A 24,197-nucleotide genomic window follows, 5' to 3' on the forward strand; every position below is an offset into this window, starting at 1 on the left:
TGTGTGGTTCCTCAATGTTTGCTCCCTTTCGTTTACAATATGAAGTGAGTGTACTCACTCCACAAAGTGATTAAGGTCTGACATTCGCAACACACTTAACAAAATAAAAGCAAACAACGTTATTTTTAATACTCTATTAAATAGACATAAAATTTCCATGAAAACCAAGTGGTATTGAATGAGGCAGCCATGCCTTACAAACAGGGCCTTCACTCACCCTACTCGCTTTAAATATATTTACACAGGTGCGCTTTGAAGGCACGTGTAAAGCAGTGCCAACTAGGTAACCATTTCCTTCTTTTTGTGAGGTATCAACCACAATGTGCTCTTCTACTAGGTATTCTTTACCATATGTAAATATATCCTGTTTTCCTGTATTAGTATTAATAACACGCACAGAGTCACTCCACACATCACTTTCAATGGAGGATAATGTAACTAAAGTATCGTTTTTTAATCCCGTTAAATGATTATAAATACGAGGAAATTCACTCACCCCTGATAAGGTTTCTTTCTTAGTTTGGCCATTTTTATATAATGTAAAAAATGTTGTTTTAGCCGGCTCAGGATGATTAATCCTACCTTGCATAATATCACTCATATAATGCAAGTTATCTAAATTTGGATAAAGGCTAGCATCAAAGCGAATATTACCTTGCTGATCTTCCCACGCATTTCCAAAGTGAAAAGCAAATCCCGGTTCGAGGTTATATTCTCTTTTTAATGTCAGCGTTTCCTTATCAACAACGAGCACTCGCATTGGTAACTGTTTAGCAAAACTAATAGCGCCAAAAAATGTATTATTAGTTTTGTCTTGAATAATAGAAGGCAAAATAATAAGTAAGTGCTTATGAGTAACTAAGAAGTCGTGCAACATGCCGCCACGGTAATTCGTTTTTAAAATATTAACTTTTTGCGTAATCCCTTGTTTACTTAAATGGTACAACACAATATCGCCAGTAGTAGTGCTACCAAAATTCCAAATAGTGCCATCGGGATCTACCTTAGGGTGAGCTGAAAATGCCAACCCTTTTAAACTACGGCCATACTTAGTGTTTTTACCAAGATCAACCAACCCTTTTGTATTGAGCGTATTCGCGTCAAGTGCGGTTGCTGATCCGGCTTCCCAAAGAGCCCATAATTCACCATTTACTGGTAATACATTTATATTGGCTGTATTAATACTGTCAGGGCCAGTAACTGAACGGCTATGCTTTAATTTGCTGTCGGGGCCTGAAAATAAAAACTTCTCTGCTTGCTGCTCTTGGATAAATTTATCTGTATTAACAAATTTTGCCTGATGGGTCACCCCCTCTTCAGAAAATGAAAACTGTTGCACCATGCCATCACCTTCAAATAAATGTGAATAGCGTTGCTCCTGCCTTTGATGTATTGCAGGACCGTTTCTATAAAATGCCCCTTTAAAATCAGCTGGTATTGCTCCTTCAATCATCAGTGTCTGCGGGGGGATATTTTGCTTTAATCCAACAAAGCCCTGTAAATTTGGATTGATTAATAAAGCCTTATTAAAGCTCTGCGCGTTCTGCTTTAATAAATCACCTTCGGCCGAAGATAAATTAGCAAAAGATGGTAGCGGAGCAACCGCTGCAGCAATAGATAAGCTAAATATATTTTTAAGTACCTCTCTGCGTTCCATATCGGTGCCCTCAATAGTTAATAGTAGAGTGAGTTTTAACAGGCTGTTGAGCAACCTTAAACGACATTTGTTCATAGCTTGGAGGACCAAAATTCACAATGGCGTTATTTGAAAAACCATATCCTTCAACTGGTAAGCCAAATAAGTTGGTATCCATGCTGCCATTGTTGTTTTCATCATGAAAATAGCGAATAGCGTAATCACCTGCTTCAATGTCGCTAAACTTAACACTAACAGTGCCCTCTTTTGCTTTTACTATCGTGGCACTATAAGGCTTATTACTTTTATAGCTTTGTTTACCTTTATACAGTTGTATGTATAGTTTTCCTTGATTATGCTGAATAGATTGAATATCAAATTGCACCGTTTGTGCCGATACAGGTACTATTACTAATGTAAGTGAAAGCGCTGAAAGCTGTAATAAGTTCATGGTATTTCCTACTCCTAATAAGTTAGATTGACGGAGCCCTCTTGGCTCGTTGAAATAACAATAAGGTTAACAACCAACACCTTCCACAGCGCTTTCGTAAGCTATACAGTAAACTTCGTAAAATAAGTAAAAAAACTAGGAGTTCAATTGACGAATCGTGAAATAAACCATATTAATCAGTATGTAAGAGGGAGCTTGGATAAAGGAAGTATTTTATCTGACTGCGTGGTTGTGGCTATTTTTGTGCTTTTTTTAACGTTTCTAAAACCATTTGGTATGCATGAAATTAGCTTTTTATACAGCGGAGCTTTTTGGACAATCATTTGCTTTAGCGGCTATGTAATTTACTCACCTACAATACAAATTTTATCCGTATGGTTGTTGAAATCCTTACCTAAGCCTTATAACAATGCAGCAATTAGGCTAATTATTTCAACACTCACGGCCAGTGCCATCATGGCTCTTTTGACCCCCTTAATCATTAACCTATTTTTTAACTCGCTTGAAAATTACTGGCAATCGCTCCCCATGTCTTTTTTTGCGTGTGTATTTATTGGCGGAGTTATTGCGAGTGTAAGTTCTATAAAAAGCATCTTAATACAACAAAATCAACAGTTACAGCAAAGTGAAAAAGCACTTACTGATGAGTCTGAAAAAATCGTAACTATTCAAAATCAACAAGTAAACGACCTAATCAACGAATTACCACTAGAAAAAAGAGGTCGATTAATTTGTCTACAAATGGACGACCATTACCTAAATATAATTACAGATAAAGGCCAGCACCTATTACTTATACGGTTTAAAGATGCTTTATTAAAATTAGAAAATTACGATGGTTTTCAAACACACCGCTCTTGGTGGGTATCGCGTGAAGCAGTTGCTGCAAGTAAAAAAGAAGGCAGAAAACTTATACTTATTATGGAAAATGGTTTGGAAGTACCAGTATCACAAACCTATTTAGCAAACGCCAAAGCAGCTTTAAATATTTAGCTAAAAAAGAGCCTCTAGCAAACTATGAGAGCTCCACAGTTACTTAATTATCAAAGTGACTTAGGCTTTATTAATAGTAGAGGCGTCTGTAGACAATTTTGTAAAACTTTTCGAGCTATCGCCCGACGCGCCAGCAAGCTAAGCGCCTACAACCAATAGCATTGGTATTTATCTGTAGCTGAATTTATTACATTGGCTATGCGTTGGGTTTCGCCTATCCCAAACCAACCTACAGTTGTTGCCCGTCTACAAGCTTTTGAATAATGCCCATCCCGACTCCACTTTTTAGCAGCTCGCTAATTTGCGATTTTATTAATAGAAAAACACTCTGCAGTGCAAATAAAACAGCAAGCGCTTGTACTCAATACTGCTGAAAAATAAGAAGAACAAGGCCGCACTGAGCTCCTTAGTATGTTGCAGTGTTGAATTGCATAACAAACAACAAAAGCAAATTTCAGTCGATTCAACGTTAATTGGTTGCCCTAAGTTAGTAATAATAGGATAGTAAATTACACATAAAACAATAGCTTTATCTTAGGAGTATTATGATCAAAGTATTATTAGCGACCAGCTTAATTGCCTCTTCATTCGCTGCTTTAAGTAATCCTTTAACTGTTGAAGAACAGCGTATCAACAAAGCCCAATCAGCAATGCCAAATGTTTTAAATACATTTACCCCACAAGTATCAAGTTTTGAGCAACAATTTAAAGAATTAAACGACTTTAAAAGTGCAAAAGCATTAGTACAAAGCTTTAGCTTTGAACTGTGGGAAAACGCAAAACAACGCATTGTAAAAACCAGTAACTACGACGACCGAGAGCTTTACTGGGCACGCCTGCTTTCAAGCAAAGTAATACGCACAACTTCACCTAAATTTTCAATTACGCAGGCTCAACTAAATACTTTACTAACCCTACTTGAAGAAGGCAGCAGAGGCCGTACCGACCTTGCTTTTTCATCAGGCAGCACTAAAAAAATATTACTAACAGGCTTTGACCCTTTTTTACTCGATAAAAACATAAACCAAAGTAATCCTTCAGGTGTTGCGGCGTTATTACTCGACGGCCAAGTTATTAATTACAACGGCATAAGCGCAGAAATTAACACCGTTATGGTGCCTGTACGCTACGAAGACTTCGATCAAGGTATAATAGAGTCGCTACTTGCCCCCTACTACGCACTTAATAATGTAGACATGGTAGTAACCGTAAGTATGGGCAGAACAGAGTTTGATTTAGAGCACTTCCCGGGTAAACGTCGCAGTGTAACCGCCCCCGATAATGCCAATATTGTGTATGGTGGAACGCAAACAAGCCCAGTAATACCAAAACTTAATGGCCGACCACTCCCGGGCAACGAGTTTGTAAAATTTAGCTTGCCTGTAACTTACATGCAACAAGCCAAAGGCCCTTATAAAGTTATCGACAATCATGAAGTCACCACGCTTGAAAAAACCTATAAAGCGAGTTCGTACGGCGAGCTTAAAAATAGTATTGCGGTTAATGGCGGCGGCGGTGGTTACTTGTCTAACGAAATATCGTACCGAAGTATTCGCCTGCGCGATGCGCTTAATTCAAGTATACCTACAGGGCATATTCACACCCCACGTATACAACAATTCGAACCAGAAACAGAAGCTAAAATAGTAAAACAAATAGAGGCAATGCTAGAGCAAAGCTTAGTAGCGCTATAGTTTATAAAAACCAATTTAAGCGCATAAAAAAGGGCAATAATATTGCCCTTTTATAAATGGGGTTACTAGGGGAAAGTTTTGCATTTTTCCTTAATCACAATAGGCAAAAAGAAAGAGCTGACCCTAGCGACTTTAAAACCTAGGTACTTGATGTGTAGTCAAGGTTTGGCACCTTTGGTTTCTAGTAGTAACTATATTCTGATCGGTTTAGGCGATATAAACCAACTAACTAACTTCTCTCCTATATCTAACCATGCATCTTCCAAAATCTCAGGCTTAAACTTAGAGCTATCAGAATAAGGAATATTATTTATCGCGTGAGGAAGTAATGAGCTTAGCTTATTAAATATAACATTATCATTTTCATCTAAAGGAAGCTGTTTTTTAGAAAGTGCCAAGTAACATAAATCATTTTTCTTAGCATACTCTTCATAAATAGACTTCCAATACTTTGATATATCGCTGTCTTCATCCCAAACTTGTGAATATTTAAACCCATTTTTCAGATCATAGTAAAAATAGCTTTCTGGATACTCCTCCATCGAAAAGTCTAAAAATTCCAAAGTTGGCAATTGCTCTTTTCTAGCTATTTCTTTCAAAAATGACATAGGAATAAGATTTTCGACCTCATGCACTAACATCTCATGGAACTGTGCGTGACGTTTAAAGGCATCAAATACTCTAAGGACTCCTTTAGAAGTTTCACCTGATTTACATAATGGTGTCCTTCTGTCACTGTCACAAATTGCAAACGTTAATGGATTTACATTCAAATAATCTCGACAAACCTCAATCATAGTGTTGCCACCACCATGAAGTACCTGATAATTTAAGTTAAAGTTTGAAAGTGACTTCTTTTTCAAAGTATAAGAAGCTATAGCAGAAAAAATAATATCGTCTTTGGAGTTTTCTAAAACAAGATTAGGCAATGGTATAATGTCTTTCTCTAGATCTATCAAAGTAATATCAATAACATGCCTACCGGTTTTAGGCTCACCAGTCAGATAGTTCGGATGAAAGAACTCAACACTCATACATTCATTTAAAAGACTTTTATCAAAACTTGTCAGTTCCTTATTAACTTGTTGCAATGTAGCACTTTGCAGGCGACTTAGATTTTCGTCCGATATTAGTTGTAAGATGTCTTTCTTATTAGCAAAAATCAGATGTTTCCCTTTGCGTCTTTGCTTACAAATATCCTCAATCAGTTCATCTATTATGTTTACATCAATTCGATCTTTGTATGCATCAAATATTGACTTATCTAAAATGATTATCATAGTTTTAATATGCAAAAAAGTCTGTGGGCCAATTATTTAATATACCATCACTCGAGAATTCAGCCTCTCTAAGCCCAGTAATCCCTGTTTGTCTGTTTTGTTCGAAAAGTCTGACACTTACATTTTCAGGCATCTCTTCGCCTAAACAAATCATATCACCAAATTTACTTATCAAAGCCTCACTATGAGTTTCAATAAATAACGTTAAGTTAATATTATTTGATTTAGCTAATGCTATAGATTCACTAAATATTTTGGCCATTTTAGATTGCATTTTGGGGTGTAAATGTAGTTCGGGCTGCTCTATTGCAAATATGACTTGGTTTGTGTAATCAAAATTCTTTATTCTTTCATAACCAGATGATACAGACCAAAGACTAACTAATATTGGTAATATTTGACTAAAACCAAAGCCCATATCAGTTACGTTGTTGTAGCTATTATTGTTATTCGCATAAGCAATTTTTAATGCTAAGTTACTACCTGAATAATCAACTTTGATAGTAAAATTAAAACTTGATTGCGTCCAACTATCTAAGGATTTCTGCCATCTAGGTGATAATGCAGATATAAACATAGCTAAATTTGATCCTGTATGATCTAAAGAATCAATATTTAAGTGTTGGTACCGGTAATACCTCTCAGTTGATGCTCTCAAAGGTGCAACATAGTGAACATTTTGAAACGTACTGGTCAAAAAAATATTTAAGTTTTCCGAGTACTCTAAAGCAAATAATAAGTTACATAGGCCTGTTAAAAACCTAAAATCAGTATTACTTTCAGTCCAATTTACTAACGTTTTTTTAGCTTTTGCATAATCAATAATTTTTCTAAATTTAACCAACTTTTCACTATCACTGCCCCTAGTGTTACTTAATTGGTTACAGATTCTTGTCAAACGAGCACCATCTGTTCCTTTAGTCAGCTTTTCAATATAATTCCGAATATTATTTTTTATTACTTGTGCTGCATCTTTTGTATCTTTCGAGCTTTCAAAGTAAAAGTAATTTCTTCCTGTTTTAAAAAATGGTATGAGACTGTCTGTTTCTGAAACAGAATATTTTGCAACATCATCAGCAGCACTATTTACTTTCCAAACAAGCCTCTCGCATGTAACGTCCAACAACTCGCCACTTTCATTAAATGTAAATTGAATATTATCATCATCAAAACTCAGGCTATATTCTTTAGTAAAGCTAGTGAATGGCCTTTTTCCTTTAGCTATAGCTATAGTTGATTTTATATCTGTTAATTTTTTCTCTCCTTTGAATTGAAAGCCTCTACTATTAGTAGCTAGTGTTGAGAAAAAGCTCAACTTAAGACAGTCATTTTCAATATTCAAACTAGAAGACAACGTATTCTCTATAGATTCATAGTCAATATACGGACCATTCCATAATATAGGCCCACGAGTTCTGGCCTCAACGCTCTGACTTAAAAGTGGAAACAATCGCAAAAATGAACTTTTTCCAGAGCTATTAGTACCCACTAGAATATTAATAGGACTAAAGTCTATTTTATTCGAGTTAATAATTGACCTTAAGCCTTCAACCTGAATTCCATTTAAAGTATGTTGCATGTTTTCTTAATTTTATTTGAATGTTTCCATCTACATTACTAGCATTCGCTAATCCAAGGCAAATAATTTTGATAAAATTACAAGTACTTAACTAATAGAGTTGTTAAAATATTACTCCCCTATACTAAGCACCAATCCCATCTTTGACACCCCCCCGTCATCACGCCCTGAAAATAAGCAATTGATGAGTAATTCATTTCATGGATGAAATGAAAGCCATGCTTGCACATGGATGTGCTTTCATGGCGTTTACGTTCACATCAATTGTGGTTTGAAGGGTTAAGCGTGATGCTCGGGTGCGCTGAGAGGTGACGAATAACCGAAGCGCAGCTTCGCAGTATGAGGAAGTGAAGGCATGGATGCCGACAGTAACCCAGCTTCAAGGATGAATTACTTGCAGCAGAGTTAAGTTTGAAAATCTATAGCCCCTCTTTGGCTGCCGTCGCCAGCGCGACAAAACCTTGAATAAGGTTTCTGATTTCTAGAAGTGCAAAACGTATTCGCGCTATCTGTAATAGTAACCTCAAGCACCTATTCAAATACTGATTCGGGCTGCCGCCCGCGCGTCAGCAAGCTAAACGCCTATAATAAATAACACATACTCTTGGCTTTTGAGCGAGTAAGTATATTTGTGATTCGTTGGGTTTCGTTTCGCTCAACCCAACCTAGAGAAAATACAGAGGATCAGGTCTTGTTTATTGCCAAGACCAAACAGCAATCTCACGTTTAACACCCTTCCCCGTCATCACGCCCTGAAAATAAGCAATTGATGAGTAATGTCGCGCATGGATGCGCGATAAGGCGGAACTAGGCCATGGATGGCCTATCTTCGCCGTTTACGTTCACATCAATTGTGCATTGAAGGATTAAGCGTGATGCTCGGGGCGTCGTGGGGTTCCAAGGGGCGGTCGGCGGTAGCCGCCCCTTGGTTGCCGCCAGCAATCTGGCAAAAAAACCTTGAATAAGGTTTCTAATATTTAAAAAGCGTGAAACGCATTCGCGTTATCGGTGATGGTAACCTCAAGCACCTATTTAAATACTTATTCGGGCTGTCGCCCGCGCGTCAGCAAGCTAAACGCCTACAATAAATAACACATACTCTTGGCTTTTGAGCGAGTAAGTATATTTGTGATTCGTTGGGTTTCGTTTCACTCTACCCAACCTACGCCCATATAATTTATGTGGAATCACCACACACAAAAAAGCCGTTGCATTGCTGCAACGGCTTTTATAATTTTGATAAATTCCCAAACTATAATAGAACTTACTTCCCATTAAAGTTCAAAAATTAGTCTCTGCTCTTAGTCGCGATAAGTCTCAACCGCTGGGCATGAACATACTAAGTTACGGTCGCCGTATACGTCATCAATACGTGTAACGGTTGGCCAGAACTTGTTTTTAGCCACTGCAGGCACTGGGAATGCAGCGTAAAAACGGTCGTACGCGCGGTCCCATTCGTTACCTAATACGTCGCCTTGTGTATGCGGTGCAAACACTAGCGGATTGTTTTCGATTGACCATTCGCCAGAGATTACTTTTTCAATTTCGCCTTTAATTGACACCATTGCTTCGATAAAGCGGTCAATCTCACCTTTTGATTCAGACTCAGTTGGCTCAATCATTAATGTACCAGCTACTGGGAACGACATAGTTGGTGAATGGAAGCCGTAATCTTGCAAGCGCTTAGCTACGTCCATTTCAGTAATGCCTGATAGCTCTTTAAGTGGGCGTAAGTCAACAATACATTCGTGAGCAACACGGTTGTTACGACCACGGTATAAAATTGGGAAGTGCTTGCTTAGCTCATGCGTTAAGTAGTTAGCGTTCACAATGGCCATTTCAGTGGCTTGTTTTAAGCCCTGGCTCCCCATCATGGTGATGTAAGCCCATGAAATAGGTAAAATAGCGGCTGAGCCGTAAGGCGCTGCCGATACCGCACCGTTACCGATGTTAGTACCTGGTACGTTAATTACGCTGTGGTTTGGCATAAATGGCGCAAGATGCGATTTAACACCAATTGGGCCAACACCTGGACCACCGCCACCGTGTGGAATACAAAACGTTTTATGCAAGTTTAAGTGCGATACGTCTGAGCCAATAAAGCCTGGGCTTGTTACGCCAACTTGCGCGTTCATGTTTGCGCCGTCCATGTAAACTTGGCCGCCGTGCTCATGAATAATGTCACAAATTTCGCGAATTGTTTCTTCGTATACGCCGTGCGTAGACGGGTATGTGATCATAATACACGATAAGTTTTCAGACACTTCCTCAGCTTTCGCTTTAAGGTCGCTCATGTCTACGTTACCGTTTTTGTCGCAGTTAACTACTACAATTTTCATGCTCGCCATTTGCGCTGATGCAGGATTAGTACCGTGCGCAGAGCTTGGGATTAAACATACATTACGGTGTGCATCGCCGCGTGATTCGTGATATTTACGAATCGCGATTAAGCCTGCGTATTCACCTTGCGCGCCAGAGTTTGGCTGTAGTGATACTGCATCGTAACCGGTAATGTTTACTAGCCAGTCGTGTAACTCGCCAATCATTATTTGGTAACCCTCTGCTTGATCAAGCGGGCAGAATGGGTGAAGGTTTGCAAACTCAGGCCACGTAATTGGGATCATCTCAGCAGTCGCGTTTAGTTTCATGGTACATGAGCCTAACGAGATCATTGAGTGATTAAGCGATAAATCTTTGCTTTCTAGTCGCTTAATGTAGCGAAGCATGTCTGTTTCACTATGGTAGCTGTTAAAGTTTGGATGCGTTAGTACTTCGTCATCACGTACTAAACTTGCAGGGATTGACTCGCTGCCATTTGCTTCAACGTCGGCTGCAATAGCGTCAACACTTAGGCCATGGCCTTCGCCTAAAATAATATCAAATAACTCAGTAATATCGGCGCGTGTTGTTGTCTCTGATACCGAAATTGAGTACTCGCCTTCGTGGTTTGTTGCAAAGTTTACGCCTTTTGCAATTGCACGCGCTATTACGTCGTCTTTGTTGTCGCTTACTACTGTTAGCGTATCAAACCAAGTGCTGTGCTTAAGTGCGATGCCTTTAGCTTTAAGGCCACTTGCTAAAATATCAGCAAAGCGATGTATACGCTGCGCGATAGTTTTTAAGCCTTGTGGGCCGTGGTACACCGCGTAAAACGCGGCCATATTGGCAAGTAATACTTGCGCTGTACAAATGTTTGAATTGGCCTTGTCGCGACGAATGTGTTGTTCGCGCGTTTGCATTGCCATACGTAGTGCGTCGTTACCTAAACGGTCTTTAGATACACCAATAATACGACCTGGTAATGAACGTTTGTACGCGTCACGTGTTGCAAAAAATGCAGCGTGTGGACCGCCGTAACCCATAGGTACGCCAAAACGTTGAGCCGAACCAAGTACTACGTCTGCGCCTAGTTTACCCGGTGCTTTTAATAGTAATAAACTCATTATGTCGGCAGCAACACAGGCAATGGCCTTTTTGCTTTGTACGCCAGCAATTAGGTCAGTTATGTCTACCACTTCGCCTGATGTAGTTGGGTATTGGAACAATGCGCCAAAAATATCGTGGTTTACGGCATCTTCTGCTTTACCTACAATTATTTCAAAACCAAACTGCTCGGCACGCGTTGTTACTACGTCGATTGTTTGTGTGTGTACGTCGTCGGCAATAAAAAAGGCATTGGCTTTTTTAGCTTTTGATACGCGTTTTGCAAGGCCCATAGCCTCTGCAGCGGCTGTTGATTCGTCAAGTAGTGATGCGCTTGCTAAATCAAGACCGGTTAAATCTAGGGTCATAGTTTGGAAGTTTAATAATGATTCTAAACGCCCTTGAGCAATCTCTGGCTGATACGGTGTGTACGCTGTATACCAACCTGGATTTTCTAGTACGTTACGTAAAATTACGTGCGGTACGTTAGTTGGGTGGTAGCCTTGGCCAATGTACGATTTGAAAACTTTATTTTTGCTTGCTACTGATTTTAAGTAGCTTAGTGTTTCAACTTCAGTACGGCTTTGTCCAACTGTTAGCGGTTGTTCTAGACGAATGCTAGCCGGTACAGTTTGGTCAATGAGCTCTTGCACACTCGATACTTCTAAAGCACTTAGCATATCGCTTACTTGTGCTGGGCTTGGCCCAATATGGCGGCGAATAAAGTCTTGCTTTTGCTCTAGTTCTTCAAGAGATTTGGCGTTTGACATGTGTCCAGATTCCTATGATCCAAAAAATGTGGCTACTGCTGATGGGTAAACAGCAATAACTTAAAATTCTTATGATTTAACAGCCCACTTTGTATGGAAAAGTTAACTGTAAAATCATAAAAGCCCCGATATCTAAATAAAACACGCGGGGCTTTTAGTTATCTACAAAGAATAATTATTCTTCGTCGATAGTGTGCGAGTAACCTTCAGCGTCTAGTAAGTTATCTAGCTCAGACTCGTCAGATGCTTTAATACGGAATAACCAACCGTCGCCGTAAGCGTCGTTGTTTACCGTTTCAGGAGAGTCTTCAAGTTCTTCGTTAATAGCAACAATTTCGCCACTGATAGGTGCGTAAATGTCTGATGCTGCTTTAACTGACTCTGCTACTGCACAGTCTTCGCCAGCGTCTACTTCGTCGCCAACTTCTGGTAATTCAACAAATACCATGTCGCCAAGAAGTTCTTGCGCATGCTCAGAAATACCAACAGTAAATGTACCGTCGCCTTCGTTACGAACCCACTCGTGTGAAGGTGCGTATTTTAACTCGCTAGGAATGTTGCTCATTTTATTTGTCCTTTGGTTTATATTGGGAGGATATCAATCACTGTAATTACACTGATTGATATAACCAAATTATTTAAATTATTGATTTACCGTTACGTACAAAGCTAGGCTTTACTACTTTAACGTTTACTAATTTTTTACGCATTTCTACTTGAGCTGTATCGCCTGTTGAACGTGGTACACGTGCAAGGGCTACACTAAAACCAAGTGTTGGTGAGAAAGTACCTGAGGTAATAACCCCTTCACCACCATCAACAATTACTTTAGAACCGCTACGCAAAACGCCTTTTTCTTCAAACACTAAGCCAACTAGTTTGTCAGTGCTTTTTTCTGCGCGTTGCTTAACAAGCACGTCACGACCAATAAAGTCACGATCTTCTGGTTCCCATGCAATGGTCCATGCCATGTTAGCTGCAAGTGGTGATACGCTTTCGTCCATATCTAGTCCGTAAAGGTTCATACCTGCTTCTAAACGTAGCGTGTCGCGTGCACCTAAACCAGCAGGCTTAACACCTGCGTCTAGCAGTTGTTGCCATAAATCGGCTGCTTGGTCGTTCGGTACTACTATTTCGTAACCGTCTTCGCCAGTATAACCCGTTGTGGCAATAAATAAATCACCTACTTGAACACCAAAAAACGGCTTCATACCTTCAACAGCAGCTTGTTGCTCAGCATTTAAAAGAGTGGCTGTTTTTGCTTTAGCGTTAGGGCCTTGTACTGCAATCATTGCAAACTCTGGGCGCTCTGTAACAGTTACGTCAAAGTCACTCGATACGTTAGCTAAATGCGCTAAGTCTTTTTCGCGCGTTGCTGAGTTAACAACTAGGCGGTAAAACGTTTCACTAAAGAAATAAATAATTAAGTCGTCTATTACACCGCCTTGCTCGTTAAGCATGCCTGTGTAAAGCGCTTTGCCTGGTACGGTTAATTTTGCAACGTCGTTAGCTACTAGCTTACGTAAAAATGCTTTTGCTTGAGGCCCTTCAATATCAACAATAGTCATGTGTGATACGTCAAACATACCTGCGTCGGTACGTACGCTATTGTGTTCTTCTATTTGTGAGCCGTAGTTGATTGGCATTTCCCAGCCATGAAAATCAACCATTTTTGCGCCCGCTTCTAGGTGCTTAGCATGTAGTACAGTTTTAGAAGTCATAACATTCCTTCACGTTTAAATTAACCCTGTTTAGGGCGTGGCTTAAATAGATATAAAAACAGGTAAACATTTTTATGCTCGCCTGTTGTTTTTATTCGTTATGCGGCTTCACTATGCATAAGTGCAAAGCCTTGCGCTTGCATGTAGCTTTGCCATTTTTGTAATTCTTGTTGTTTAGCTACTAATACAAAGTGTTGTTCGTCGTTTTTATCAATGGCGGTAATAAATACATCACCGCTTTGTGCACCGTAGCAAAGTTGCGCGTCAGAAAGGCGCAAACCTGGTGTTAATTTAAAAGCATTAACTAGGGTATCAAATGCGTTGTCGCCACTTAAAATAAAGCTTGCCAGATCGGTGCGTACTACATAATCAATATCAAAACGTAATTGCTGCTCGTTTATAAGCGCTTGTAGTTGAAGGCTTGCGTTGTGTGGTAGTACGAATCTAAAGGCGGTTTCGCTAAAGTAATAAACAGCAAAACTGTAGTCAGAATTATAGTCGCCATCAAGCGTGCCTTTTAAGCCTAAACCGCTGGCGGTAAGCTTAGTTAAATCAAGGCCTAAAATAGTGCTTAAAAATACACTGGTTTCGGTGCCGCTAAAATCCATTACAACGTGATTGTTGTTAGTTTGCAAAGCGTTAGTAACCGCACTACTTGCGTTGCTGTGGCGGGCAAACATTATTGGGTTAAAAGTCATAACAAACACCTGTGTATTTTCGATTACAAAAGTATATTGCCCACGCCTATCAACAACAAATTGTAATTATTTATCAATTGATAAATAATACTTATATATATGGCTATATAAATTGTAATTTTAAATATGAAAAACATATCAACAGACGGTTTACGTACTTTTGTAATGGTAGTTGAAATAGGTGGCTTTGCTAAAGCAGGCGATTTACTTGGCCTGTCGCAACCTGCTGTCAGTTTGCAAATAAAGCGCTTAGAAGACGTGCTTGGCTATAAACTATTTAAAAAACAAGGGCAGCGCCAAGTATTAAACCAGTACGGCGAGCTATTATTGCCTATGGCAAAACAAATGATGCAACACAACGATGCTATTTTGCAGCAGTTCACCTCAGAAAACATTGCAGGTAAAGTGCGCTTGGGTATTCCGAGCGAATTTGCAGCGCGTATTTTACCCTCAATTATTGGCGACTTTGTGGCGCTCTACCCTGAGGTGTCGTTAGAGGTTAAGTCGCGTTTAAGTAAGCATTTGCTTTCGGCTTCTCGCCAAGATCAGTTTGATTTAGTACTTGCGCTAAATGAGCGACTCAACTCTGATAAGTTTCCTATTTTTATGCAAGACGAACTAGTGTGGGTGGGCGACCTGTCACTTGCGCATAATGAGGTGGTTACCCTAGTTACCGCACCAGAGGGGTGTATTTATCGTCGCCGTGCTACTGATGCATTAAAAAGTGCAGGCATTAAATACCGAATAGTTTATAGCAACGCCGATTTAACCGGCCTTATAGCAGCATTAAAAGAAGGCTTAGGTATTACGGTACTTGCCAAAAGTACAGTACCGAGTGAGCTTAACTATCAAGTTCAAACCAAGCATTTACCAGCTCTTGGTAATATTGGTATTAGCTTGGTTAAAAGTTCGGGTGAGTCGGAAAATGCGGTAGATAAACTCGCTGAATTTATAGCCCTACGCTTGGGCTAGCGCTTACGTAGCACGTATAAATCGTTCAGCCTTTATAGTTAGTAAAACAATTACAAAATAATACAAAAGAAACAATTTAGTTAATTAAGTTGCATAAGCAGGTGTTTTTAGTTCTATTAAACTGAATAATTAAATAGTTAATAACATTGATTCGTATTCGTTAACGTGTTCAAATTACGCCAATTAAGATAATTAACATGATTAGGAACACAATGAACCCTAAGTTTTTAGTATCTACTTTGGCAACTGCGGTTGCTTTGTCTTTTAGTGCTACTGCAATAGCAAAAGACACCAGCAATAAAGAACAACGCTTTGAACAAATTACTGTTATTGGCTCTCAGCAGGCAATTAACGATATTCCTGGTTCAGCTACGTTTATTTCTGAAGAAGATCTGCAAAAATTCCAGTTTACCGATATTTCTCGCGTTTTAGCGTCTGTTCCGGGCGTTTACGTGCAAGAAGAAGACGGTTATGGCCTTCGTCCTAATATTGGTATGCGCGGTACAGGTACTGGCCGTAACGATAAAATATCAGTAATGGAAGACGGTGTATTAGTTGCACCAGCACCATATTCAGCACCCTCTGCATACTACTTCCCTACTATGGGTCGTATGGAATCTATTGAAGTATTAAAAGGCGCAGCCTCAGTTAAGTACGGCCCGCGTACTACAGGTGGTGTTTTAAACTTACTTTCGCGCAGCTTACCAACTGAGCCAAATAGCTCAAAAGGTATGGTAGATGCAGCCCTTGGTAGCGACGGTTACTACAAAGGCCACGCTTACTTTGGTAAAGAAAAAAATAACACAGCGGGTTTAATTGAAGTATTTACTTACGGCGCAGACGGCTTTAAAGAGCTGCCAGTAGGCAATGACAACACCGGCTTTGAAAAAACAGATTTACTATTAAAGTTTGGCCATACGTTTGGTCAAAACGATGCGCATAATCTTGAGCTAAAAATTAAGTACTCTGACGAAACATCAGACGAAACATACATGGGCTTAACTGACGAAGACTATCAAGAAAGTCCTTACCGTCGTTATGCTGCATCGCAAAACGATGAAATGAATACTCGCCATAACGCATACCAACTTAACTACGCGTACCGTTTTGGTGATGGCTATGAGTTTTTAGCTACCGCTTACTTAAACGATTTTCATCGTAACTGGTATAAAGCCAGCAGCGTAGGCTTAAGTACTCTTGAGCAGTACAGCGATTTTGAAGCAAACCCTACAAGCGAAGGTATTGAAGGTATTGGCGTTAAAGCTAATAACCGCGACTACCAAGCTAAAGGTATTCAGTCTGAATTACATATTCCTGCAGGCGATCACTATGTGACTGTTGGTGTACGTTACCACGAAGACGAAATGGATCGTTTTCAATGGGAAGACAAATACACACTTAATCAAGACCTAAGCTTAACACTTACAGAGCAAGGCGTTCCGGGCTCTGATAGCAACCGCGTAGATAGCGCAGAAGCAAGTACCTTGTTTATTCAAGACGAGTGGACAATTGATACATTAGTAGTAAGTGCAGGTCTTCGTTATGAAGACATTACTATTACGCGTGAAGAGTGGTCTAAATCAGATCCAACACGCAGCAACGGTTTAACTAAAGATGTGTCGAACGACACTGAAATTTTAGTGCCGTCACTAGGTGCTACTTACACACTTAACGAAAACGTAACGCTACTTGCGGGCATTCAAAAAGGTTATGCACCAGCAGCACCTGGTAATGCTGACCAAGAAGAAGAAGAAAGTGTAAACATTGAGTTTGGCTCTCGCTTCAATATGGATGGCTTTAGCGGTGAAGTAATTGCCTTTTACTCAGATTACGACAACATGCACGGTAACTGTACTGCAGCGGTTGGTTGTAGCGACGACAACATTGGCGACCAATACAACTACGGTGAAGTAGAAGTAGCGGGCTTTGAATTTAGTGCAGCACGTACTTTTGCAACTGATACAGCTATGTTCCCAGTTAAATTAACGTACACCTACACAGACTCTGAGTTTAAAAACGATTTTGATTCAGAAATTTGGGGCGCGGTAGAAAAAGGCGATGCAATGCCTTACGTACCAGAAAACCAAGTAGCGTTATCGTTAGGTGCTGAGTTTTCTGCGTTTGTAGTTAACAGCCAAATACGTTACGTATCTGATGCGCATGCTAACTTAACTGAGGCGGGCTTAAACGCAATTGATAGCCGCGTAGTATGGGATTTAGCTGCTAAATACTTAATCGATGAAAATCAAAAAGTATACCTAAGCGTTGATAACTTGTTTGATAAAACATACGTTGCTAACCGTTCAAACGGTGGCATTCAACCAGGTAAGCCGCGTACTGTACAGATGGGCTACACTTACTCATTCTAAATTGAAAGCTGGTTAAACGGTTCACTAACAGCGTTAATAATTTTTTATGTAAGAACACTACACATCTAAATTATTGCCTTGTTATTAAACCGTTTACCTGCGCTTTGTATGAGATAAACGGCCCACTAACAGCGTTAATAATTTTTTATGTAAAAGCACTACACATCTAAATTATTGCCTTGTTATTAAACCGTTTACCTGCGCTTTGTATAGGAGAAATCGTTCACTAGCTGCGTTAAAAATAACTCATATAAGAACAACTATATTTCGTTATTTTTGCCTTGCTATAGAGTTATTTTCCTATCGCTATAATAGAGTATCAATTAGTGTAAAGTTAAAGCGTAAATTACAGACACAAAAAAGCCGAGATTGAATTTCAATCTCGGCTTTTTAATACATAAAACTTATCGTTTTATATATTAGTTATTTGCGTTACGCTGGCGCAATACTTCAAACAAACAAATACCCGTGGCTACCGATACGTTTAAGCTTGAAACAGTACCCGCCATTGGGATTTTAACGAGCATATCGCAATGCTCACGCGTTAAGCGTCGCATGCCCTCGCCTTCTGCGCCCATAACAATAGCCATTGGCCCCGTTAAGCTTGCATCAAATACGTGGTTATCAGTTTCGCCAGCGGTACCTACAACCCATACGCCTGCATCTTTAATTTCGCGAAGCGTACGTGCAAGGTTAGTCACTTGAATAAGCGGTACTGTTTCGGCTGCGCCACAAGCCACTTTACGTGCGGTACCGTTAAGCTTTGCCGACTTATCTTTAGGTACAATCACAGCGTGAACACCAGCAGCGTCTGCACTACGTAGGCATGCGCCTAAGTTATGCGGATCGGTAATACCGTCAAGCACAAGTAAAAACGGTGTGTCTTCACGAGCGATTATCGCATCAAGATCTTTTTCATTAAACGTTGGCGCTGCTTTTACGTTAGCAATAATACCTTGATGCTGCTCACCTTTTGATTTGCTATCAAGGGCTTTACGCTGCATAAACTGTACTGAAATACCAAATTTACGTGCTTCATCAATAATCGGAGTTGAGCGTTTGTCGTCACGACCTTTAAGGGCGTAAATTTCTACAAAGCGCTCTGGTTCGCTTTCTAAAATTGCTTCAACAGAATGAAAGCCAAAAATTAATTCATTACTCACGTATTGTCTGCTCCTGGGCTAGTACGTTTGCGGGCATTTTTGCCTGCTCTTTTAGGCTTTTTAACGGCCTTCTTCTTTGGTTTTTTCTTTACGGCAGAGTCTGCTACTTTTTTATCTGCAGGTTTTGTTGCAGACTTATTTGCAGGCTTGCCTTTATCTTTATTTGCTGGCTTTTTTTTACCTTTTGGTTTGTCATCGCTGTGCGACTTTTTACCTGGTACTTTGCCTGCTTTTAATTGCGAACGCACACTTGCTGGCGCATGCTCAGACTTACCTGAACCTTTTTTTGGTGCACGACGACGTGAGTATCTGTCTTGTGCAACATCGCCTTTAAGCGTTAAGTTTATACGGCGATCGTCTAAACTAACCGACGCAACTTTTACTGTTACTTTATCGCCAAGGCGATAAACTTTGTGAGAGTGCTCACCTATTAGGGTGTGTTTTGCAGCATCATGCGCAAAAAACTCGTCGCCTAAATTAGTAACGTGAATAAGCCCATCAATTTGTAAATCGTCTAAACGAATAAACAAACCAAAATTGGTAACCGATGAAATAACACCATCAAACTCTTCACCTACATGGTCTTGCATAAACTCACATTTAAGCCAATCAGCTACTTCGCGAGTTGCATCGTCAGCGCGACGCTCTGTCGTAGAACACTGCTCACCTAGTTGATCAACTTCGTCGTCGGTGTAAGCATATTCGCCAGACGTTTGCTGACCTTGTGCTTTTATTACTGCTTTAATAGCACGATGCACTACTAAATCTGGGTAACGACGTATTGGCGATGTAAAATGCGCGTAAGCCGATAACGCTAAACCAAAGTGACCAATGTTATCTGGCTGATATACAGCTTGTTTCATTGAACGCAGTAGCATAGTTTGAATAAGCTCGGCTTCTGGGCGGTCACCTAGTCGCGCTAATACTTGCGTTATTTCTTTTGGTGTTGGCTCGTCGCTTAATGTACTTTCAATACCTAACTCGCCTAAAAACTTAGTAAAGTTACCTAGTTTTTCTTGGTCTGGTTCGTCATGCACGCGATAAAGCGCGCTTGCTTCGTGCTTTTCAAGAATTTTAGCCGCTGATACGTTGGCTAAAATCATACATTCTTCAATGAGTTTGTGCGCGTCGTTACGAATAACAGGCACTATTGATTCTATTTTACGCTGAGCGTTAAATACAAAACGTGTTTCTAGGGTTTCAAACTCTATGGCACCACGGTCTTGGCGTGCTGCTTTAAGTGCCATGTACATTTGCTGTAAATCAGTTAAATGTGGCACAACGGCTGAGTATTCTTCGCGTAGTTTTTCGTCGTTTTGTAAAATGGCATTTACTTTGGTGTAAGTTAAACGTGCATGCGAGTTCATTATCGCTTCGTAAAACTTATAACCCGAAAGTTTACCCGCGCTCGACACGGTCATTTCGGCAACCATACATAAGCGATCTACTTTTGGATTAAGCGAACATAATCCGTTAGAAAGCACTTTTGGTAGCATCGGAATAACTTGCTCAGGGAAATACACTGAGTTACCACGCAAAATTGCTTCTTTGTTAAGCGGCGTGTTCATTCCTACGTAATGCGATACATCGGCAATGGCAACCCATAAGCGCCAGCCACCTGATTTTTTAGGTTCACAATATACGGCGTCATCAAAGTCGCGTGCATCTTCGCCATCAATAGTTACAAGTGGTAAATCACGTAAATCTACACGACCTTGTTTGTCAGCTTCTTCAACAAATTCACCTAGGTGAGCAACTTGTGCTTCAACTTCTTCTGGCCATACATGTGGAATATCGTGATTGCGCAGTGCAACTTCAATTTCCATACCTGGGGCTAAATGCTCACCAAGTACATCTACAACTTTACCTACCGCGTTCATGTTACGGCTTGGATTTTGCGTAATTTTAACCTGCACCATTTGGTTATGGCGGGCACCGTTTTCGTTGCCTGGTAAAATCATTATATCCTGTGTTATGCGCGGGTCTTCAGCGACTACAACAGCAACACCGTGCTCAACAAAGTAACGGCCAACAATTGGCGCGCGCTCGTTAGTAAGCACTTTTATAATACGTGCATCGCATTTTGAGCCAGAACCACGTTTAGTGCCTTTAGCTAGTACAATGTCGCCATGTAACACCATATTCATTTGGTGCTTAGCAATAAACCAATCTTTACTCTCGCCTTCAACTTCTAAAAAGCCGAAACCGTCTCTGTGGCCTATTACTTTGCCTTTGGTTAAACCGGCTTCGTCAATTAGGGCGTAGCATTTAAATTTATTGAAATACAGCTGTCCGTCACGCTCCATAGCGCGAAGGCGGCGTTTAAATGCTATTTGGCGTTCGTCATCGTTTACTGCTAGCTCTTCACATAATTGCGCATAGTTAGCAGGTTTTGAACGCTCTTGAAGGTGAGTAAGTATAAACTCACGACTAGGGACTGGGTTTTCGTACTTTTCTTGTTCTCGACTGAGATTTGGATCTTGGTTTGACATTCACTATCTTGTTAGTTGGTTATGTAGGTATTTTAACCCATATAGTTATAATGAGACAGGTAAAAGCTATTAAACTTTTAAGAAAGCACTTTTACCTTGCTGTTTACCTTGCTGTATAGTTTAAAAATCTAGCGCAATGGGGCTTAACGATCCCTTAACTGCAAAGTGTTTAGTCATCTCGTAGCAATGCTAAAATCTATACTATTTTTTTGTAGGTTTTTCCACAGCAGTTTACTTATATTATCAATAAAGCTTGGGTCTTCTTCTTTCATCGTAAGTAAAATCTGCTTATTCATTTGTGTTTTATTTTGAGCGTAAATCCAACGGTTTTTATTAAACTGCTGGGCAAACTCAAGTACACCCGCTTGTAGTTCGTCGTTATTTGCAAACACAGCTTCAACTACTTTGTTCTCTAGCAACTGCTGTGCACCAACCCGCTCTCCTGACATAGCTAGACGATTAAAGAAGGTTTGCGAAATTGCTTTATTAATTATAGGAAACATCGACGGAACAAATGGCACCATTACATCCACTTCAGGAAAACAAAAAAAGCCTTTGTCTGATTTCATAAATCTAAAGTCGCACGCACACGCAAGTACAGAACCATTACCATAGGTATGCCCGTTTAACGCAGCAATAATAGGCATAGGAAAAGTAACTATGCGTTTAAATAAGTCACTTATTTGAATCATAAAGTCAGAAATTGCTGCAGGTAAAATACTTGGATTAGACATCCATTGAAGGTCGATACCCAATGACCAATTTTTATCACTTGAAGACGTTAAAATAACTGACTTAATATTTTGTTCTGCTTCAATGTGGTCTAGGTGTAAATTAAACTCAGCCAAAAACGCTGGGTTGTGGCGGTTTTCAGCGGTATTCATGGTGAGTATAGCGATATTATTTTTAGTTGTTAGTTCTATTAAATTTGCCATTAAAACCTCTTTTAGCGCTTTTTAAGCTAATTTTAAGCGCTGTTCGTTACTTTTACATAACATAGTAATACTTTGCTTATAATTTATAAACCCGCTAATTAAAGCCACCCTTTTTGTTTAGCTATACGCGCAGCATCTATGCGGTTAGTGGCATTTAATTTTGCAATGGCATCCGATAGGTAGTTACGCGTAGTCCCTTCGCTAATAAATAGCTGCTTGGCTATGTCGCTTGTTTTAAGGCCATCGCTTGCAAGCTTAAGGGCTTTGCGTTCTTTATCGGTAAGTGGATCTGCATCGTCTAATGCATTAATAGCAAGCTCTGGGTCAATTACCTTTTGTCCCTGCATTACTTTTTTAAGCGCATTTATTAACTCTTCACTTGGTGCTTCTTTTAAAATAAAACCTTTAACACCAGTCGTAAGCGCTCGCCTAATATAACCCGCACGAGAAAATGTAGTCATAATAACCATTTTTATAGCAGGAAATTTAGCGGCTATTTTTTCGCTAAGCTCTATACCATTCATGGTTGGCATTTCTATATCGGTTAAAATTATATCGGGATGCAAATCACTATCAAGCGCCTCAATTGCTTTAAGTGCATCTTGCCCGTTACTTGCTTGCCCAATAATCTCAATATTAAAATCAAGCCCTAACAATGCTGCTACTGCGTCGCGTACAAGCGCCTGATCTTCCACTAAATATACTCTGATCATTATAAATCCTTAGCTGTAATTGGCAGCACTACTTTTAAAGTAAAATTATCGCCACAGGTAAATGCTGCACTGCCATTTAGTTGCTCTGCTCGCTCTTTAATACCATTTAGGCCATTGCCCGAATTCAATGTACTGCACGAACCATGGTCAATTACGGTTATAAGTAACTGCTGCGCTGTTTGTTCTATATTTATTTCGCAATTTTTTGTGTTGCTATGGCGTAATAAGTTAGTAACTGCCTCTTTAATTATAAGGCCTGCTATACCCTCTACTTTAGCGGGCAGAGCATTTAAAACCACATTAAATGAAACGTTAAATCCTTGCTCTATTAACCTTTGCTTTAACTGTGCTACTTGGCTGACAAGATTAAGCTGTTTTAAATCACTTACGGCGCTTCTTACATCGCTAAGTAACTGCCTTGCCAAATCGGCCACTTGAGCAATTTCGCTATTTGCTTGAGCGTAGCGCTCTCCTTGGTTTAATTTATTAGCAAGCTCAGCTTTTAAAGCAATAGATGAAAGTGAATGGCCTAAAATATCATGTAAGTCGCGAGCTATTCGTTCTCGCTCTGCAATAGCTGCTAATTGCTCTAGTTGGTTAGCGCTTTCTTGTTCGCGCTTTTTGTATAAGCTTTCTCTTTTTGCTGCAATACCGTAACTAAATAATGTGGCGCATAGAATCAAAGCAACGCCTAAAAAGTATTGAACCTTACCTATATCTCCAATATATGTGCTTAATAAAACCGTGAATATAATTGCGATCGCAGCATAAATTCTTTGACGGGAGCTGTAAGAGTAGCCTGCTATGTAGGCTACGAAACCAAATAAAGTAGGCGTACCTGTGGTGTAAAAAGTAGCGCAAAAACAAATTAAGAGCATGGCTACAAATAACTTAGTCACCCCTGCACTTTTACAGTTTATTGCTTTTATATACAAAAGAATAAAGGCAATATAGAAGGCTAAAGACATAACAATTTGGTTAACTGTAAAGCTCGCAAAATTAATTATTAGCGGGAGTAAATAAAAGCCGGTAAAAATTAAATGTCCATATTTCCAAAAACCTTTATCGCTTTGTTGAGAAAAGCTGCTTAACGAGCTCATACTAATACCTCAGGCATATTATTTTTACTTATAGCACTATTTTTATTAATAAATATAAATAACATAAAAATGCATACCAGCATAAAGCAATCTGCGTACGTAACCGTAAAACTTAACGCCTCTAGCACTTCATTAATAGTTAAGCTGATTAAAATTAAAGAATTCATAATTATCTCCTGTTGAGTAAGGTAACTATGCCCGCGTACAA

General features: G+C 39.7%; 18 protein-coding genes. 4 read left to right on the plus strand and 14 right to left on the minus strand.

Annotation, left to right across the window (positions count from 1 at the left end; all coding sequences use genetic code 11):
* Positions 1 to 136: 136 nt before the first annotated feature.
* Positions 137 to 1,657 carry a carotenoid oxygenase family protein gene (locus H5090_RS00090; protein ID WP_182694693.1) on the minus strand — a complete coding sequence of 507 codons (1,521 nt, stop codon included), beginning with the start codon at positions 1,655 to 1,657 and terminating at the stop codon, positions 137 to 139.
* 10 nt (positions 1,658 to 1,667) lie between these two features.
* Entirely contained in the window at positions 1,668 to 2,087 is a 420-nt protein-coding gene (locus tag H5090_RS00095; RefSeq protein ID WP_182694694.1) for a DUF2141 domain-containing protein, read from the minus strand.
* A gap of 147 nt (positions 2,088 to 2,234) precedes the next feature.
* Between H5090_RS00095 and H5090_RS00100 the strand changes: the two genes are divergently transcribed.
* Together H5090_RS00100 and H5090_RS00105 are read left to right on the plus strand one after the other, a co-directional pair.
* Entirely contained in the window at positions 2,235 to 3,080 is an 846-nt protein-coding gene (locus H5090_RS00100; protein WP_182694695.1) for a LytTR family DNA-binding domain-containing protein, read from the plus strand.
* A gap of 545 nt (positions 3,081 to 3,625) precedes the next feature.
* Positions 3,626 to 4,774, plus strand: a complete 1,149-nt coding sequence (locus H5090_RS00105; RefSeq protein ID WP_182694696.1) for a hypothetical protein — start codon at positions 3,626 to 3,628, stop codon at positions 4,772 to 4,774.
* 191 nt (positions 4,775 to 4,965) lie between these two features.
* Here H5090_RS00105 and H5090_RS00110 read toward each other — a convergent pair whose 3' ends face one another.
* The 6 genes from H5090_RS00110 to H5090_RS00135 form a co-directional block, all read right to left on the minus strand.
* On the minus strand, positions 4,966 to 6,054 hold the full coding sequence (locus H5090_RS00110; protein WP_182694697.1) for a hypothetical protein: 1,089 nt from the start codon (positions 6,052 to 6,054) through the stop codon (positions 4,966 to 4,968).
* A gap of 4 nt (positions 6,055 to 6,058) precedes the next feature.
* Entirely contained in the window at positions 6,059 to 7,633 is a 1,575-nt protein-coding gene (locus H5090_RS00115; RefSeq protein ID WP_182694698.1) for an AAA family ATPase, read from the minus strand.
* A gap of 1,301 nt (positions 7,634 to 8,934) precedes the next feature.
* Positions 8,935 to 11,826, minus strand: coding sequence for an aminomethyl-transferring glycine dehydrogenase (gene gcvP / locus H5090_RS00120; RefSeq protein WP_182694699.1), 2,892 nt, complete (start codon positions 11,824 to 11,826; stop codon positions 8,935 to 8,937).
* Between the two features lie 175 nt (positions 11,827 to 12,001).
* Positions 12,002 to 12,391: a glycine cleavage system protein GcvH gene (gene gcvH / locus H5090_RS00125; protein ID WP_002958029.1), complete on the minus strand. Its 390-nt coding sequence runs from the start codon at positions 12,389 to 12,391 to the stop codon at positions 12,002 to 12,004.
* Between the two features lie 73 nt (positions 12,392 to 12,464).
* Complete coding sequence (gene gcvT, locus H5090_RS00130; RefSeq protein ID WP_002958027.1) at positions 12,465 to 13,547, minus strand: glycine cleavage system aminomethyltransferase GcvT; 1,083 nt, start codon at positions 13,545 to 13,547, stop codon at positions 12,465 to 12,467.
* Between the two features lie 98 nt (positions 13,548 to 13,645).
* Positions 13,646 to 14,245, minus strand: a complete 600-nt coding sequence (locus tag H5090_RS00135; RefSeq protein WP_002958026.1) for a hypothetical protein — start codon at positions 14,243 to 14,245, stop codon at positions 13,646 to 13,648.
* A 126-nt stretch (positions 14,246 to 14,371) separates the two neighbouring features.
* Between H5090_RS00135 and H5090_RS00140 the strand changes: the two genes are divergently transcribed.
* The gene (locus tag H5090_RS00140; RefSeq protein ID WP_002958025.1) at positions 14,372 to 15,217 is read left to right on the plus strand and encodes a LysR family transcriptional regulator; all 846 of its coding nucleotides are present in this window, start codon (positions 14,372 to 14,374) and stop codon (positions 15,215 to 15,217) included.
* Between the two features lie 212 nt (positions 15,218 to 15,429).
* Complete coding sequence (locus H5090_RS00145; protein WP_182694700.1) at positions 15,430 to 17,586, plus strand: TonB-dependent receptor domain-containing protein; 2,157 nt, start codon at positions 15,430 to 15,432, stop codon at positions 17,584 to 17,586.
* Between the two features lie 419 nt (positions 17,587 to 18,005).
* Here H5090_RS00145 and rlmB read toward each other — a convergent pair whose 3' ends face one another.
* From rlmB to H5090_RS00175, 6 genes are all read right to left on the minus strand, one after another.
* Entirely contained in the window at positions 18,006 to 18,749 is a 744-nt protein-coding gene (rlmB, locus tag H5090_RS00150) for a 23S rRNA (guanosine(2251)-2'-O)-methyltransferase RlmB (protein ID WP_002958023.1), read from the minus strand.
* The gene (gene rnr / locus H5090_RS00155; protein ID WP_182694701.1) at positions 18,746 to 21,241 is read right to left on the minus strand and encodes a ribonuclease R; all 2,496 of its coding nucleotides are present in this window, start codon (positions 21,239 to 21,241) and stop codon (positions 18,746 to 18,748) included. Before rnr ends, rlmB begins: the two co-directional genes overlap by 4 nt.
* Positions 21,242 to 21,414: 173 nt before the next feature.
* Entirely contained in the window at positions 21,415 to 22,176 is a 762-nt protein-coding gene (locus H5090_RS00160) for an enoyl-CoA hydratase/isomerase family protein (protein WP_182694702.1), read from the minus strand.
* A gap of 98 nt (positions 22,177 to 22,274) precedes the next feature.
* Positions 22,275 to 22,889: a DNA-binding response regulator gene (locus tag H5090_RS00165; RefSeq protein WP_182694703.1), complete on the minus strand. Its 615-nt coding sequence runs from the start codon at positions 22,887 to 22,889 to the stop codon at positions 22,275 to 22,277.
* On the minus strand, positions 22,889 to 23,989 hold the full coding sequence (locus H5090_RS00170) for a sensor histidine kinase (RefSeq protein ID WP_182694704.1): 1,101 nt from the start codon (positions 23,987 to 23,989) through the stop codon (positions 22,889 to 22,891). The genes H5090_RS00165 and H5090_RS00170 overlap by 1 nt, the downstream gene beginning before the upstream one ends.
* A complete protein-coding gene (locus H5090_RS00175; RefSeq protein WP_167334955.1) occupies positions 23,986 to 24,156 on the minus strand; it encodes a hypothetical protein in 171 nt (56 codons plus the stop codon). Before H5090_RS00175 ends, H5090_RS00170 begins: the two co-directional genes overlap by 4 nt.
* Positions 24,157 to 24,197: the final 41 nt, after the last annotated feature.

It is taken from the genome of Pseudoalteromonas sp. SR43-5 (assembly GCF_014163835.1).
GTDB classification, from domain to species: domain Bacteria; phylum Pseudomonadota; class Gammaproteobacteria; order Enterobacterales; family Alteromonadaceae; genus Pseudoalteromonas; species Pseudoalteromonas distincta.

Bases quoted from the DNA above. Each gene is read 5' to 3' on its own strand.
- H5090_RS00135 (WP_002958026.1), bottom strand. From the start codon at position 14,245: ATGACTTTTAACCCAATAATGTTTGCCCGCCACAGCAACGCAAGTAGT.
- rnr (WP_182694701.1), bottom strand. From the start codon at position 21,241: ATGTCAAACCAAGATCCAAATCTCAGTCGAGAACAAGAAAAGTACGAA.
- H5090_RS00140 (WP_002958025.1), top strand. From the start codon at position 14,372: ATGAAAAACATATCAACAGACGGTTTACGTACTTTTGTAATGGTAGTT.
- H5090_RS00165 (WP_182694703.1), bottom strand. From the start codon at position 22,889: ATGATCAGAGTATATTTAGTGGAAGATCAGGCGCTTGTACGCGACGCA.
- H5090_RS00110 (WP_182694697.1), bottom strand. From the start codon at position 6,054: ATGATAATCATTTTAGATAAGTCAATATTTGATGCATACAAAGATCGA.
- H5090_RS00160 (WP_182694702.1), bottom strand. From the start codon at position 22,176: ATGGCAAATTTAATAGAACTAACAACTAAAAATAATATCGCTATACTC.
- H5090_RS00095 (WP_182694694.1), bottom strand. From the start codon at position 2,087: ATGAACTTATTACAGCTTTCAGCGCTTTCACTTACATTAGTAATAGTA.
- H5090_RS00115 (WP_182694698.1), bottom strand. From the start codon at position 7,633: ATGCAACATACTTTAAATGGAATTCAGGTTGAAGGCTTAAGGTCAATT.
- gcvT (WP_002958027.1), bottom strand. From the start codon at position 13,547: ATGACTTCTAAAACTGTACTACATGCTAAGCACCTAGAAGCGGGCGCA.
- H5090_RS00090 (WP_182694693.1), bottom strand. From the start codon at position 1,657: ATGGAACGCAGAGAGGTACTTAAAAATATATTTAGCTTATCTATTGCT.
- H5090_RS00170 (WP_182694704.1), bottom strand. From the start codon at position 23,989: ATGAGCTCGTTAAGCAGCTTTTCTCAACAAAGCGATAAAGGTTTTTGG.
- H5090_RS00175 (WP_167334955.1), bottom strand. From the start codon at position 24,156: ATGAATTCTTTAATTTTAATCAGCTTAACTATTAATGAAGTGCTAGAG.
- H5090_RS00105 (WP_182694696.1), top strand. From the start codon at position 3,626: ATGATCAAAGTATTATTAGCGACCAGCTTAATTGCCTCTTCATTCGCT.
- H5090_RS00145 (WP_182694700.1), top strand. From the start codon at position 15,430: ATGAACCCTAAGTTTTTAGTATCTACTTTGGCAACTGCGGTTGCTTTG.
- gcvH (WP_002958029.1), bottom strand. From the start codon at position 12,391: ATGAGCAACATTCCTAGCGAGTTAAAATACGCACCTTCACACGAGTGG.
- gcvP (WP_182694699.1), bottom strand. From the start codon at position 11,826: ATGTCAAACGCCAAATCTCTTGAAGAACTAGAGCAAAAGCAAGACTTT.